This is a genomic window from Paraclostridium dentum, assembly GCF_012922555.1.
Lineage (GTDB): Bacteria > Bacillota > Clostridia > Peptostreptococcales > Peptostreptococcaceae > Paraclostridium > Paraclostridium dentum.
In genome coordinates this window covers 25431-41577 of the sequence record NZ_WIPK01000014.1, presented here as the reverse complement: position 1 = coordinate 41577, position 16147 = coordinate 25431, and the positions used below count along the sequence as shown (strand labels likewise).

Here is a 16147-nt window from a genome sequence, read left to right as displayed (position 1 = left end):
AGTTTTTTTTTCGATTTAAAAAAGTTGTACTATTCTAAAATAAAAGACTATTCAAACTTATCATTTTAACAATATTATTTTTAAATACCCATAAATTTAAATTTTAAAAACGGGTTGATTTTAAAAAATAAAGTAAATAATGTAACTATTTTGAGAACAATGAAAGATAGTATAAAACTATATATTTTGATATAATAATATTTATTATATTTGTAGACAGGAGGAATTAGATTGCAGTTATATGATGCTATTTTTTATAGAAAATCTATAAAAAAATACTCTACAAAAAGATTAAGCATAAATATGTTTGAAGAAGTTCGAAATTTATGTGAAGATATGGATAGTTTAAATAAAGAAATAAAGATTAAGGCCCATCCTATTTTAAAAGGGGACAGCTTGAAATTTATAATAAAAAAGAGACATAGGCTAGTTGCTCCTCACTATATAGTTTTAACAGTTCAATTTCCTGAAGTAGAAGAAACAGAAGATGGTGAAGGTGAAAAACCAGCTCCAATAAAATATTTAGATAGTGTGGGATTTGCTGGAGAAGAGTTAATCTTAAAATTAACAGAAATGGGATTGGCAACGAGTTGGTTAGATGATAATTTTAATAAAGAGTCTATATTAGACTTTGTACACTTAGAAGAAAATGAAAAGCCAGTAATGTTAATAGCTATAGGATTTCCAGATGGAAATGAATTGTTTAGAAAAGAAAATGAAAATATAGATAGAAAACCAATGAAAAAGATTGCTAAGAATGTAGATGAAAAATGGACTAATATAATTGAATGTGTAAGAATAGCGCCATCATACAAAAATTCGCAACCATGGAGATTTTATCAAAATAATGGATCTCTTGATATATATATGAAAAAAGATTCTGATGAGAACATGAATCAAGTTAATATGGGGATAGCTTTAAAGCATTTTGAAATTGGATGTAAATATCATAATATAGATTTTGAATATGTAAAATTAGACGTTAAAGACAAATTAAGAAAAGAATATTATATAAGTGTCGTATAATTAATGAGTAACTCTATTTTTATATAGGGTTACTCTTTAATTTTGTAAAATTTAATAGAAAGGTATATGGGGATATGTTTCATTTTTATATGCTTTTGACAAGTATAGGGGTCTATTTAAGTTTCACAAATCTTTACGATTTCAAGAGAAATAAAATAAAATTAACTGCTTATTTTATTGTTTTATATATAGGATTGTCTGTAACCGCTAGGTATTTAAAAATCTCACCATTATATGGATTAAATATTATAAATGCTATTGTAGTTTATAAAATAACGAAAAAAACATTGTTAACTATAGCAATACCTCTTATGTCGACGGTTCTATACATAACTGTTAATATATTTTGTTATAATATGATTGCCTTTTTAACTGGGGTAAATATATATAAATTAGGAAACTACATTTATTTAATTTGTTATTATATTATTACATATATAATAATTGTAATGGTTTCTAGATTTTTAAATAATACATTTATAAATAATATAGAAGAATTTAGTATATTAGATAGATTTAAACTTCAAGTATTAATTATATTAACGAGTATATTATCTATTTGCATATACTTTGAAGCAAATAGACAAACAAATGTAGTTTGTACTTTGGGATTGGAAATGGATAGAAACGGTGTACTACCATTTCTATATTTTATAACTTTTTTATGTACTATATTTCTAATTATGTTAATAAATAATCAAAAAAGAATTAAAGAAATTGATGAATATAATAAAAAGTTAGAATATGCAACTAACGAAATGAAAAAATTTAGACATGATTATAAAAATATAATGTTATCTATGTGTGGACATATAGAATCTAATGATTTAGATGGATTGAAAAAGTTTTTTTATTCACATATTGAATGCTTAAGTAAGGAATTAGATTTATTTAATTTAACATGGTCATCAATAGGTAATATAGAGTGTATAGAAGTTAAAGGGGTAGTAGCTTCTAAGTTAATACAAGCTGAAAAAAACAAAATAAAAACAAACTTACATATTCCACAGGTCATATCAGAAGTCAATTTTAATATATTGGATTTATGTAGGATATTAGGAATCCTTTTAGATAATAGTATAGAGGCTTGCTTGGAGTCTCAAGACCCATCTCTAAATATTTTAATTTTAGAAAAAACAAATCTTACATCTATAATTATTTCAAATACATATAAGCAAAAGGTTGAAAATATATCGTTATTATTTGAAAAAGGATTTTCATCAAAGGGAGAAGAAAGAGGAATGGGTTTAAGCAATCTAAAAGATATATTAAAAAATTATGAGAATGCATTTTTTAATATAAAAATTGAAGATGAGTTTATTCAACAGTTAGATATATATAAATAAGGAGGAGTTAGGATGAGGATATTTATATGTGAGGATGATAAAGAGCAAAGGCGTAAGCTAGAAGAATCTATATTATCTATTTTAGAAATTGAAGATATAGGTGGAGAAATAACATTATCTACTGATTCGTCACAAGAAATTTTAAATCATATATCAGAGTTTAAGGATAGAGGAATCTATTTCTTAGATATTAATATTGGTGGAGATGTGAATGGAATTCAACTAGCTAAACAAATAAATGAAATAGATACAAAAGCGATTATAGTTATAATTACATCACATAAAGATATGAGTCATCTTACTTTTAAATATCATATAGGGGCTATAGACTATATAGTTAAAGAAAATTTTGAAGAAGTAAGTAAAAGAGTCAAGGAATGTATATTAGTTGCAAATGAAAAGATAAAGAATGAATTAGAAGAAGATTGTTTTTTTATTGATAAAGTAGATAAAATAGAAAAAGTTAAATATGATGATATTTTATATTTTGAAACGTGTAAAAAAAGATTTATAGCTCTTAGAACAGAGAATAGTTATATAGAGTTTAGTGGCACTTTAAAAGAGCTAGAATCTCAGTTAGATAATAGATTTATCAGATGTCATAAATCTTATATAATAAACAAATTAAAAGTTAAAAGTATAGATAAGAAACAGAGAATTATCACTATGGAAGGTGGTAATAAATGCTACGTATCTTTATTACTGTTGAAAAAAACTATAGATAGTATCTTAGTTTAGTTTATTATGTAAAGGTTTAAAAATAGTTGACATGACTATAAATAAATGTAATAATTATAAAAAAGAGAAAGCTTTAAATTATCCCGAGAGGATATTAAGCGAGTTTGATAAAAAATGAAAATAAAACTTCCTTGAAAGTAGTCCAGAGAGGCTAGTAAGGTTATATATGAAGATATGTTTAATTTGCGTACATATAACCTCTAACTGGATTAGTTAGAGGTTTTTTTAATATAAAAATCAAATAATAAAGTCTTTTAAACTAGTCCAGAGAGGCTGGGAAAGATATCGTCATAACAAAAAATCGTTATGAAATATTGAATCCTTACACCTCTATAGGTGTAAGGATTTTTCTGATATTAGGGGCTTTATGTAAAAAGGAGAGAGTAAAATGATAAATGGAAAAGATAAGCTGATTGTAGCTATAGATACTAACGACTTTGATAAAGCTAAGGAATTAATAGATAAGCTAGAGGATAGTGTTGATATATTTAAGGTTGGGTTAGAACAATATGTAGCAACAAGAGGGAAAACTGTAGATTATTTAAAAGAAAAAGGGAAAAAAATATTTTTAGATTTAAAGTTTCATGATATTCCAAACACAATGCAAAGTGCAGTAAGAGCAGCAGTAAGAGATAACGTATGGTTAATGACAATCCATGTTTCAGACATTGAAGGAATGAGACAGTGTGCATTAGCTGCAAAAGAAGAAGCTGAAAAGTTAGGAATAGAAAAACCAATAATAGTAGGAGTTACAGTATTAACTTCTTTAAGCGATAAAGATTTACAAGACATAGGATGTAATATGACAACTCAAGAGTTAGCAATAAAAAGAGCTAAGCTAGCTAAAGAAGCTGGCATAGATGGAATAGTTTGTTCTGCTAAAGAGGTTGATAGAATAGTAGAGGCTTGTGGAAGTGAGTTTGTTACAGTATGTCCAGGAATAAGACCTAATACAGCTGATGCTGGAGATCAAAAAAGAGTTGTTACACCAGAAGATGCTATAAATAAAGGAGCTCACTATTTAGTTGTTGGAAGACCTATAACTAAGGCAGAAAATCCAAGTGAAGCTGCTGAAAAAATAATAAATGAAATAGAAAATGCTTAAAGGGAGGTAAGTTATGAAAGCTAGATTAATATTAGAAGATGGAACTATATTTGAAGGTAAAGCTTTTGGATATTTAAAGGATAGTGTAGGAGAGGTAGTTTTTAACACTTCAATGACAGGATATGGAGAAGTTTTAACAGACCCATCATACTATGGTCAAATAGTAACAATGACTTACCCGCTAATAGGAAACTATGGAATAAATTTAGAGGATGTAGAATCATCAGGAGTTCATGTGAAGGGGTTCATAGTAAGAGAGAAATCAGATAATCCAAATAACTTTAGATGTGAAATGGATATAGACACTTATTTGAAACAAAATAAAATTATAGGACTTGAAGGAATAGATACAAGAGCATTAACTAAGATTTTAAGAAATAATGGAACTATGAGAGGAATAATAACTTTAGAAAACTTTACATTAGAAGATGTTGTTTCTAAAATAGGAAAATTCTCAAATACAGAAGCTGTTAAAACAGTTACTAGAAAAGAGAAAGAATATATAAAAGGAAATGGACCTAAAGTAGCAGTTATGGACTTTGGGGTTAAACAAAATATATTAAGATCATTTAAAGCAAGAGGATGCGATTTAGTTGTATTCCCAGCAACAACAAGTGCTGATGAAATACTTAAGGAAAATCCCGATTTAATATTCTTATCTAATGGACCTGGAGATCCAGAAGATTTAGAAGATGTTATAAAAAATATAAAAGAATTAATAGGTAAAAAACCTATAGCAGGTATATGCTTAGGACATCAATTACTAGCTTTAACACTTGGAGGTCAAACAGGAAAACTTAAGTTTGGACATAGAGGTGGAAATCATCCAGTTAAAGATTTAGAAGACCAGAAAGTATATATAACATCTCAAAATCATGGATATTATGTATCTAGAATGCCAGAAAACATGGAAGTAACACATATAAATTTAAATGATAATACTGTTGAAGGTATGAGACACAAAGAACTACCAATATATAGTGTTCAGTACCACCCAGAGGCTTGTCCAGGGCCAAAAGACAATGATTATATATTTGATAAGTTTTTAGCACTAATATAAGCGATTGTTTAAATTAACTTAGATAAGGAGAAATAAATTATGCCTAAAATAGATAATATAAAAAAGACATTAGTACTAGGTTCAGGACCGATAATAATAGGACAAGCAGCTGAGTTTGACTATTCAGGAACACAAGCTTGCCAAGCGTTAAAAGAAGAGGGAATAGAAGTTGTTTTAATAAATAGTAACCCAGCTACAATAATGACTGATGGAGAAGTAGCAGATAAGATATATATAGAACCATTAACAATAGAATTTATAGAAAAAATAATAGAAAAAGAAAGACCAGATAGTATATTAGCTGGAATGGGAGGTCAAACAGGACTTAATTTAGCTGTCGAACTTCATGATGCAGGAATACTTGATAAATATAATGTAAGAGTTTTAGGAACTTCTATAGATTCTATAAAAAAAGGTGAAGATAGAGATTTATTTAGAGAAGTAATGAAAGAAATAAACCAACCAGTAGTTATTAGTGATATAGTAACTAACTTAGATGATGGATTAGCATTTGCGGAGAAAATAGGATATCCGGTAGTAGTAAGACCTGCATATACTCTAGGAGGAACTGGAGGAGGTATAGCTGATAATGAGGAAGAGCTAACAGAAATACTTTCTCAAGGATTACAGTTAAGTCCAGTAAGCCAAGTACTACTTGAAAAAAGTATAAAAGGTTGGAAAGAAATAGAGTATGAAGTAATGAGAGACTCTAATGGTAACTGTATAACAGTATGTAATATGGAAAATATAGATCCAGTTGGAGTTCATACAGGAGACAGTATAGTAGTAGCACCGAGCCAAACTTTAAGTGATAAAGAATATCAAATGCTTAGAAAAGCATCAATAGATATAATAAATGCTATAGAAGTTCAAGGTGGATGTAATGTTCAAATAGCTTTAAATCCTCACAGTTTAGAATATGCAATAATAGAAATAAACCCAAGAGTAAGTAGATCTTCTGCACTTGCATCAAAAGCTACAGGATATCCAATAGCTAAGGTTGCAGCTAAAATTGCATTAGGATATACATTGGATGAAATACAAAATGCTGTTACTAAAAAGACTTATGCATGTTTTGAACCTACACTAGATTATGTAGTTGTAAAAATACCTAAATGGCCATTCGATAAATTTAAGCAAGCTAACAGAAAGTTAGGAACAAAGATGATGGCTACAGGAGAAATAATGAGTATAGGAAGCAATTTTGAAGCAGCTATACTTAAAGGAATAAGATCTCTTGAAATAGGAAAATACTCATTAGTTCATAAGGCATCTGAAGATAGAAGTATAGAAGAACTAAAAGCAAGAGTAGTAGTTCCTGATGATGAAAGACTATTCGATTTAGCTGAAATGATAAGAAGAGGCTATAAGATAGAAATGATAGAACAAATCACCGGGGTTGATAAGTGGTTTATAAATAAATTTAAGTGGATAGTAGAACAAGAAGAAAAGTTAAGAGGAATGCATATTGAAGATTTAAATAAAGAATATTTACTAGAGTTAAAGAAAAAAGGATTCTCAGATAAAGGAATAGCTGATTTAATGAAAATAAGTCCAGCTAAAGTTTATGAGTTAAGAAGCTTATACAATATAAACCCATCGTATAAAATGGTTGATACTTGTGGAGGAGAATTCGATGCTTTATCTCCATATTACTACTCAACTTACGAACAATACGATGAGGTAGTAGTAAGTGATAAGAAAAAAGTAATAGTTTTAGGGTCTGGACCAATAAGAATAGGTCAAGGTATAGAATTTGATTATTGCTCAGTTCATTGTGTAAAATCTTTAAGAGCACAAGGAATAGAAACTATAATAGTAAATAACAATCCAGAAACAGTAAGTACAGACTTCGATACTTCTGATAAATTATACTTTGAACCACTAACAGAAGAAGAAGTTTTAAATATAATAGAAAAAGAAAATCCAGATGGAGTTATACTTCAATTTGGAGGACAGACAGCTATAAAATTAGCTAAATTCCTAGATGAAAAGAAAATAAAGATATTAGGAACTAGTTGCAAGGATATAGATGCAGCTGAAGATAGAGAGAAGTTTGATGAGTTATTAGAAAAACTAGATATAAATAGACCAAAAGGAAAAGCTATATGGTCAGTGAATGAAGGTATCGAAGAAGCTAAAAAGTTAGGATATCCAGTACTTGTTAGACCTTCATATGTTCTAGGTGGTCAAGGAATGGAAATAACTTATGATGAAAACAAGTTAGCTCAATATTTAAAAGATGCATTTTTAAGAGATACTAAAAATCCTGTGCTTATAGATAAATACTTAACTGGTAGAGAAATAGAAGTAGATGCTATATGTGATGGAGAAGAAATATTAATACCAGGTATAATGGAACATTTAGAGAGAGCTGGAGTTCACTCTGGAGATAGTATAACAATGTATCCAAGCCAAAACATAAGTGACGAAATAAAAGCAAAAATATTAGATTATACGAAAAAAATTGCTTTAGAGTTAAATGTATTAGGAATGGTTAATATCCAGTTTATAGAGTTCCATGGAGAACTGTATATAATAGAAGTTAACCCAAGAGCTAGTAGAACAGTTCCATATATAAGTAAGGTTAGTAAGGTGCCTATAGTGGATTTAGCTACGAAATGTATGTTAGGGTCTAAGTTAAAAGATTTAGGATATGGAACAGGAGTTTATAAAGAGCCTAAGTTAATATCTGTAAAAGTTCCAGTATTCTCAATGTCAAAGCTTGCTAAGGTAGATGTAAGCTTAGGGCCTGAAATGAAATCTACAGGAGAAGTTTTAGGAGTAGGAGAAACTTTAGAAGAAGCTTTATACAAAGGATTCTTAGGTGCTGGTAAAAAGATGTCTAATAAAAGAGGTGTTGTTTTAGCAACTATAAATAATTATGATAAAGATGAGTTTATAGAAATAGCTAAAGACATGAATGAGTTAGGATATACATTTGTAGCAACAGAAGGAACGGCTGAATCTTTAAGAGAAAATGGAATAGAAGCTACAATAGTAAATAGAGTAGAAGAAGCTAGACCTAACATATTAGATGTTATAAGAAATAAGCAAGTAGATATAGTAATAAATACACCTACTAAAGGAAATGACTCAACTAGAGATGGGTTCAAGATAAGAAGAACAGCTACGGAGTTTTCAACAGAAGTAATGACTTCGTTAGATACATTAAAAGCTTTAGTAGAAGTTAAGAAAAAAGAAATAAATAGAGATGGATTAGCAGTTTACAATATAGCAGATTAAGAGATTATGGAGTTGTTTTTAGATAATTAAAACAACTCCATATTTTTTTAAAATTCTAATTTTACTCCCTTATATCGATGTTTTAGTCCAAAAACATTGTTAAAAAAATAAAAAATGATAATATTTGACATGAAAGAAATGTAATACAAGAGGATATTAGGGAGGTCAATACATGAAAGCTTTAAAAAAAGTATCGAATATACTGTGCATATTAGGGTTATGTACTCTTATGGGTGGGACTTCTTATGCATGGGATGGTAAAAAAGATGGAACAGGTACACATTCATTAATAGCAGAACATGGGTTAAGTATGCTAAACAATGATTTAAGTGGAAATGAATCTCAGAAAATTAAGGATAATATTAAAATTTTAAATGAACACTTAGGTGATTTAAAGTTAGGGTCTACATATCCAGATTACGATCCTAATGCATATGATCTATATCAAGATCATTTCTATGATCCTGACACTGGAAACAACTTTACTATCGATAATAGTTGGTATGCATCATATCCTATATATGATACTGCAGAAACTCAAGTTAGAAAGTTTACTACATTAGCTAAAAATGAATGGGAAAAGGGGAACTTCAAAGAAGCTACATTCCTTTTAGGACAAGGATTACATTATTTAGGGGATTTAAATACTCCATATCATGCTTCAAATGTAACTGCAGTAGATAGTCCTGGGCATGTTAAATATGAAACATTTGTAGAAGAAAGAAAAGATAACTATGCTTTAAATACTTCAGGAAATGATACTACATCAGGGGTATATAAAGAAGCTATGGAAAATCCAAGTTTTAATAAATGGATGACACAAAACTCTATCAAATATGCTAAGATAGCTAAAGATTTATATTATAGTCATTCAACTATGAGTCATAGTTGGGATGATTGGGATTATTCTGGAAGAGAAGCTATAAAAAATTCTCAAGTATGTACTGCTGGATTTTTATATAGATTCATGAATGAAGTTTCTAATGAAAATACAGGAGATAATGATTCATTAACTAATGAATTTAATATAGTATTAAAGACTGCAGATAATAAATATGCAGGAACTGATGATAATGTATATTTCGGATTTGAAACAAATGAAGGTAAGAAATTTGAATGGAAATTAGATAATGCAGGGAATGACTTTGAAAGAAATCAAGTAGATAATTATATATTAAAAACAAAAGATGGAGAAGAAGTAGATATAAATAATATATCTAACTATTGGATAAGAAAAGAAAAATTGACATCTATAAGTGATGATTGGGAGTTAAGCAACTTCAAATTAATAGCAAATGGAAAAGTAATACAACAACAAGATGTGAATAAAGTGTTTACAGGTAACGAAACTTACTATATAAATAAATAATAAAAAAGCTGTTTAATAAATTTATTAAACAGCTTTTTTTATTGTTTAATAATAGGAATTTATACAAATTAAACTTAAGTAGTATAAGGTGTAGTATACCAATGGAGAAAAGAGAGAGGTAGAAACAAAGATAAGTATATATGTAGAAAAGTAGAGTCAAAAATGGGAATAGAGGTCAATATATTTTACTTGCAATTGAATATAAAATAAATTATGTAATAATTAAAATTCTTTATAGGGGGAAATTTTCGGATGAAAAAAAATAAAACAGTAGCATATGCTTTAGCAGCTACATTATTAGTTGGGGGAACTTTTTTAGGAACAAAGGCTTTATTTACAGATAAGGTTGATACAGTTGGAGAGTTATCAATAAGTACAGGGGATGTAGACATAGAAGCTACAACTGCACAAGATTGGAAATTAGCTCGTAATGGAGAAGATGATAGTAAAGGAACAACTGGGCCAGCACAATTCGATAACTTAAAATTTGGAGATGTTCTTACAAAAAAAGTAACTATAACAAATGAAGGAACATTAAAAGCAATATTAACATTAGATGAAAATAAAGATAAAACTAGCAAATTACCTGATGGAATAGAATTTAATGCTACATTTAAAGATGGAGATAATGATTTAAGTGGTAAAGTATTTGAACCAGGACAAACTGCAACTGTTGAATTAAAGTTAGAAGTTACAAAAGGTTCAGAACATAGCAAAACTGAAAAGCTTATAAATAGTGATGCTCAAGAAGAGCAAATTATAGATCTAGAAGATGGATTTATTATAAATGCTCAACAAATAACAAAAGATACTGCTGTAAATTAATAAAAAGATAAAGGCACTCTAGAAATAGAGTGCTTTTTTAGAAGTAGGTGATTATTATGAAACTAAACAAAAGAATTATACAAATATTAACTATGACATTTATGATATCATTATTTCCTATAAAAAGTTATGCTGATAGTGATATAACGATAGATCAAATATTTACAGAAGAACAAGGTCTTTGGTATCCAGGAAGGTTAGAATCAAAAGATTTCTATATAAATAATAATAAAGAAAATGACATACAAATAGATAGATTATATATGAGTTTAAAATCATCTAAAGTCTGGAAGACAGGTGAAGAATTAGATATAAATAGTAAACAGTTTAAAGAATTAGCTAAGAATAGTACGGTTACTTTAATTCATAATGGAGAGATATTATTTAAAGATAGACTTAACGATTTATTGTCAGAGGACGGTATACTCTTATCAAATGAAATAGATATAAAAGCGAACGATAGAGAGTTATTAAATATGTCAATAGATATGGATTTAGAAATGGATAATGATGCACAAGCTCTTGATAATGTATTTAATATAGGTGTTGCATATAAAATGGATGAAAATATAGTTCCACCTATTAATCCAGACGAACCATCAAACCCAGATGCAGATAATCCAACTAAGCCAGATAAACCAGTTAATCCAGGAACTGATGTTGATGGAAGTCAATCAGGTAAATTACCACAAACAGGTGGAATTATAAATGGAGCTAGTTTAGTAGTTCTCGGGAGTGTTGCAATAGGTACAGGATTTATATTGAATAAAAAATCATCAAAAGAAAAAGGAGGTAAACACCATGAGTAGATTAAAAGATAAAATAAGAAAAAGTACGATAAAAACTACTATGGCTAGTTTAGCTCTTGCCTTAGCTATAGTATGTACTCAAACTGTGGGAATTTATGCTTTATTTAAAGATACTGAAGATGTTACTGATAATTTAACTATAAGTACTGGAGATGTAGATGTAGAAGTTAGTGAAGGTTTAGATTTTACAGATGTTCAACCAGGTGATGTGATAAAAATACCTGTTAAAATAACCAATAAGGGTACCCTAAATCAAAATATAAGCTTAGATTTATCTATACCTGATGAAATCAAATCATATTTAAGACCTAAATTTGGATTTGGCGATATTACTATTAAAGATGGAGTTATGTACAATGATACAAAATTATTTGTATTAGATCCAGGAAGTAGTATAACTGGGAGTATAGATATAACTGTAGCTGAGATGGACAAAGGAGTACAAAATAGCTTAGCTGGTAAAGTGCAAAATGTAAATTTATCTGTAAAATCTACACAAACAAATAAAGCTAATGATTTGTCTAATAATGGATTCTATGATGTAGCTATACAGAAAAATACTATAAGAGTAGCTCAAAGGGAAATAATAACCATAAATACAGGGGAAAAAGCATATTTTACAGGTGGTAAAGGTAATTCATTTGAAAAACTATATGTTCCAGTTAATGTAAAGGGGACAAATAATGAATTTGAATTATCAGCTACAGTATCTAGTGTAACTGGGACGGTAAAGTATGAAGCAAAATATTATAAATATGGGGATAAAGATTATATTTTAATACAACCAACAGGTAATAACTCAATGGAATTTAAAGGAGTTGTGAATATAACTATTAAAGTTGATGTGAAAAAGGACGGGAATTTAATAGAAAGTTATGAGCTAAAATGTAATGCAACTTTAAAAAATGCAGGTAACGATTGTGATGATGCAAATCATCCGGATCATGGTGTAAATGGTAAGTGTCATGGTGAAGTGGTGTATGATGGACATAAAACTATATTGTATCTATTAGAAGAAACTAAACCAGAGTCTATGGAGATATTAGATCAACGAAATGAAGAAATAGAAATGAAAACTGAAACAGATACGATAAAACCATCGAGTGAAGAAACAGAAAAAACAAGTGAACTAGAGATTATTGAATGTCCAAAAGTTGAGCCTATTCAACCAGATATGATAGAACCATCAAAAGAAGAAATAGAAACACAAGAATAATTTAAGAAGTGGTATCTCTATAGATACCACTTTTATTTTACAAGGAGAATGAAAATGGGAGAAGAAAAAGTAGAAGTTAAGAAATTCGATAAATCTAAAATATTAAACATATTAGTTGTATGTTTAATTACAATATTAACATTAAATTTAATTACTACCAAATCAGATAAAATGTTTAAATTAATTGGGTTTAGAAGTTATACAGTATTATCTGGAAGTATGGAGCCTAAGTTTTATCCAGGAGATATGGTTATAACTCAGCATAAAGACAAATCTGATATAAAAGTAAATGATATCGTAACGTACAAAGACAGCGAAGGAGTAATAATAACTCATAGAATAATAGAAGAAACAAATGAAGGATATATAACAAAAGGTGATAACAATAATATAAATGATGCAGATATTTTAAAAGAAGAAAATATAATAGGAGAAGTTAAATTTAGCATTCCTAAAGTAGGATATGTAATGAACTTACTATCTAATCCAAAAGCAATAGCTATTGAAATGATTCTTTTAGCAGTATTTATATTCTTTTATTATAAAGATTAAAAAGAGGATGTGATAATATGAAGCGTATTTTTGGAAAGTTACTCATAGCTTTTGGGGCATGTGTAATATGTGGAGTTTTATATTTAAATTACACAACATCTAAAATAAATAATAAGATGGTAGAAGATTATAAAGAAACCATAATCACTAGTGATATTCAAAATGATGAATATAATTTAGGAGATGTAATAGGAGTTTTAAATATACCTAAGATAGATTTAGAAGTAGCAATTAAAAGAGGTATAGACAACGAGATATTAAAAGATGCAGTAGGACATTTTGAAAATACATCTATGCCAGGAGAATATGGAAATTTTGCAGTTGCAGGTCATAGGGCATATAAAAGTAACAAGTTTTTTTCAAACTTAGATGAACTACAAGTAGGAGATGAGATAAATGTTTTATCTGGAAACGAAAAATTTAAGTATAAAGTGAATAATATAGAAGTTGTTACACCAGATAAAGTAGATGTAGTAGATTCAACTGATAAAAATAAAAAAGAAATAACTCTAGTCACATGTACGCCTAAATATATAGGAAGTCATAGACTAATAGTTAAAGGAGAGTATATAAAGTAGTATGAAAAAAGTGTAATATACTTAACTATTAATAATAATAAAAAGTATATTACAAGTTCTAGGGGGCAAATATGAATATACTAATTTTATCGAATTCTGCAATTATAAGAGAGATAATAAAGAACTTAATAATAAAAATATATGGAGATATAAATATAGATATATTTGATATCGATGGTTATAAAAAAATAAATGAACATAAAAAATATGATTTATCTATATGTCATATTTATAATGAGAAACTTAATAACATAAAAAATATATTTAAATTAAAAGATTATAGTAGATACTTAATGGTTTTAGATCAGTTAAAAAGCGAGAGTGTTCTTAAATTATGTATGAATAATAATGTAGATGGTTATGTAGTTGACTTTGAAGATGAATATGAATTTAAGTACATAATAAATAAAGTATTAAATGGAAGTAAATTTTATGACTCTCAAGTAGTACATAAACTTATAGGAAAAATGAAAAGTAAAGATTTTAAATACATTATTACTGATAGAGAAAAAGAGGTAATGATAGAGGCTAGCAAGGGGTTATCTAATAGAGAGATATCTAAAAAATTAAATATAACAGAATTCACGGTAAAAAAACATTTAAGTCACGTTATGAGTAAATTGAATTACAAAAGTAGAAAAGAAATTATATTAAATAATGATTTGTATTAATTAAAATATTTAGGATGTTGCAATTTGTTTTATTTTGTAGAAAAAAAAGTTATGATGCAAAAATATATAGAATTTTCAGAAAAAATGTAGGGCGAAATCTATTAATTTACACTAAAGTATATGATATTATATACTCTGAAGGTGTAACAATTTTATTACATTATGAAAGAAACGTAGAAGTATATTCTGTATCTGGGCACTTGGAATATATGGAGTTAGTAGTGCAACCGGCTTCCAATTTTGTATCTTTATAAAATTTATATAGGGGTGATATATGGAAGTGTTAATAATATCAAAATCTTTTATAATTAGAGAAGCATTAGCTATATTTTTTAGTAACAGATTTAAAGATTATAAAGTCAGGTGTGCAAAAGATTTAAATGAAGTTCAACATTATGACTTAATAAATATGAATTTTGTATTTGTGGACATAGAACAAAGCAAAGATTCTATAAGTGACATAAAAGAGGTTTTCGGTAATTCAAAAATAATGGTTTTTAATAAGGATAAAAATAAAGAAATTTTTATAGAATGTTTTAAAAATGGAATTAATAGTTATATAGTAGATATACCAGAAAAAGATGAATTAACTCATATATTAAATACTGTTATCAAGGGTAAAAAATATTATGATGTAGATTTATTAGAAGAAATGATAAATGACAGAACAGTCAATAATGTTGAAGATAGCAACATGTTAACTGATAGAGAAAATCAAGTTTTAGATAAGGTATCTATTGGTTTAACAAACAAAGAGATCGCAAAGGAATTATACGTAAGTGAACATACTATAAAAAAACATGTAACTAATATTCTTTCTAAATTAGATATGCGAAATAGAAGGGACTTAATAATATATAAAAGGTACAACTCTAAAAAAGAAACTTTAAGCATTACATAAATAATAAAAAAGCTGTTTAATAAATTTATTAAACAGCTTTTTTTATTTTAAGCATTTGGAGCAATTGGTACATAAGTTCTTTGAGCTAATTCTTGGTCAATCATTAAAAGACCAGCAGGATCATTTTTTAGTAATCTTAACTTTCTAACTATTTTTTCCATGCTTTCTTCTTCTTCAGATTGCTCATCTATAAACCATCTTAAGAAAGAAGATGTTGTATGATCTTTTTCAGATATTGCTAAATCAGTTAACTCATGAATTGAATTAGTTATAAGTTTTTCGTGGTTTAAAGCTAATTCAAAAACTTCTAAAGGACTTTCAAAGTCACTCTTAGGTTGTTCAATAGCTTGTAAAACTATTTTTCCACCAGCTCTGCTTATGTAATTAAATAACTTATAAGCATGGTCTCTTTCTTCTTTAGCCTGTACATTAAAGAAATTTGCAAAACCATCTAAATTGTTATCCATGAAGTATGCCTCCATAGACATATAAAAATATTCAGAGAAGAACTCCATTTGAAGCTGATTGTTTAATGCATCTAATATTTTTTGACTTGCCATAAAAAACCCCTCCTAAGTAAACATTTAAAATTTTAATACAATACTATTATACAATAGTATTACCAAATTTTAAGAATAAGTATATAAACTCTTTAAAATACTCAAAATATCAAGTAATAATATGATATAATACATAAATTGAGAT

The 16147-nt window shown here is 27.8% G+C and carries 15 protein-coding genes and 1 riboswitch; of the genes, 14 read left to right on the top strand and 1 reads right to left on the bottom strand.

The genetic code is table 11. The annotated features are described in order from the left end of the window. Positions 1–231: 231 nt before the first annotated feature. The 14 genes from GFJ41_RS15410 (at position 232) to GFJ41_RS15345 (ending at position 15442) form a co-directional block, all read left to right on the top strand. Positions 232–1026, top strand: a complete 795-nt coding sequence (locus tag GFJ41_RS15410; protein WP_167402728.1) for a nitroreductase family protein — start codon at positions 232–234, stop codon at positions 1024–1026. A gap of 95 nt (positions 1027–1121) precedes the next feature. After that, positions 1122–2372, top strand: coding sequence for a sensor histidine kinase (locus tag GFJ41_RS15405; RefSeq protein WP_170075794.1), 1251 nt, complete (start codon positions 1122–1124; stop codon positions 2370–2372). Between the two features lie 12 nt (positions 2373–2384). Next, on the top strand, positions 2385–3110 hold the full coding sequence (locus GFJ41_RS15400; protein ID WP_035118569.1) for a LytR/AlgR family response regulator transcription factor: 726 nt from the start codon (positions 2385–2387) through the stop codon (positions 3108–3110). 388 nt (positions 3111–3498) lie between these two features. Further along, positions 3499–4215 carry an orotidine-5'-phosphate decarboxylase gene (gene pyrF / locus GFJ41_RS15395; RefSeq protein ID WP_170075793.1) on the top strand — a complete coding sequence of 239 codons (717 nt, stop codon included), beginning with the start codon at positions 3499–3501 and terminating at the stop codon, positions 4213–4215. A gap of 13 nt (positions 4216–4228) precedes the next feature. After that, positions 4229–5275 carry a glutamine-hydrolyzing carbamoyl-phosphate synthase small subunit gene (gene carA / locus GFJ41_RS15390; RefSeq protein ID WP_021428028.1) on the top strand — a complete coding sequence of 349 codons (1047 nt, stop codon included), beginning with the start codon at positions 4229–4231 and terminating at the stop codon, positions 5273–5275. A gap of 39 nt (positions 5276–5314) precedes the next feature. After that, positions 5315–8521 (top strand): carbamoyl-phosphate synthase large subunit, encoded by a 3207-nt coding sequence (gene carB / locus GFJ41_RS15385; RefSeq protein WP_021428023.1) that lies wholly within the window; start codon positions 5315–5317, stop codon positions 8519–8521. Between the two features lie 172 nt (positions 8522–8693). Next, complete coding sequence (locus GFJ41_RS15380; protein ID WP_170075792.1) at positions 8694–9890, top strand: phospholipase C; 1197 nt, start codon at positions 8694–8696, stop codon at positions 9888–9890. A 252-nt stretch (positions 9891–10142) separates the two neighbouring features. Beyond that, on the top strand, positions 10143–10715 hold the full coding sequence (locus tag GFJ41_RS15375) for a M73 family metallopeptidase (protein WP_170075791.1): 573 nt from the start codon (positions 10143–10145) through the stop codon (positions 10713–10715). Between the two features lie 56 nt (positions 10716–10771). Further along, entirely contained in the window at positions 10772–11524 is a 753-nt protein-coding gene (locus tag GFJ41_RS15370) for an LPXTG cell wall anchor domain-containing protein (RefSeq protein ID WP_170075790.1), read from the top strand. Next, on the top strand, positions 11517–12740 hold the full coding sequence (locus tag GFJ41_RS15365) for a TasA family protein (protein ID WP_170075789.1): 1224 nt from the start codon (positions 11517–11519) through the stop codon (positions 12738–12740). Before GFJ41_RS15370 ends, GFJ41_RS15365 begins: the two co-directional genes overlap by 8 nt. A gap of 54 nt (positions 12741–12794) precedes the next feature. Further along, positions 12795–13292 (top strand): signal peptidase I, encoded by a 498-nt coding sequence (locus GFJ41_RS15360; RefSeq protein WP_170075788.1) that lies wholly within the window; start codon positions 12795–12797, stop codon positions 13290–13292. Positions 13293–13309: 17 nt separating this feature from the next. Next, positions 13310–13870, top strand: a complete 561-nt coding sequence (locus tag GFJ41_RS15355; protein WP_170075787.1) for a class D sortase — start codon at positions 13310–13312, stop codon at positions 13868–13870. A 71-nt stretch (positions 13871–13941) separates the two neighbouring features. After that, complete coding sequence (locus GFJ41_RS15350) at positions 13942–14541, top strand: response regulator transcription factor (RefSeq protein WP_052169311.1); 600 nt, start codon at positions 13942–13944, stop codon at positions 14539–14541. Between the two features lie 158 nt (positions 14542–14699). Beyond that, positions 14700–14783, top strand: a riboswitch (cyclic di-GMP riboswitch). Between the two features lie 32 nt (positions 14784–14815). Next, positions 14816–15442: a response regulator transcription factor gene (locus tag GFJ41_RS15345; protein WP_170075786.1), complete on the top strand. Its 627-nt coding sequence runs from the start codon at positions 14816–14818 to the stop codon at positions 15440–15442. Positions 15443–15489: 47 nt separating this feature from the next. On the opposite strand, the gene GFJ41_RS15340 is transcribed toward GFJ41_RS15345, so the two are convergent. Next, a complete protein-coding gene (locus GFJ41_RS15340; protein WP_021428066.1) occupies positions 15490–16002 on the bottom strand; it encodes a ferritin in 513 nt (170 codons plus the stop codon). Between the last annotated feature and the right edge of the window lie 145 nt (positions 16003–16147).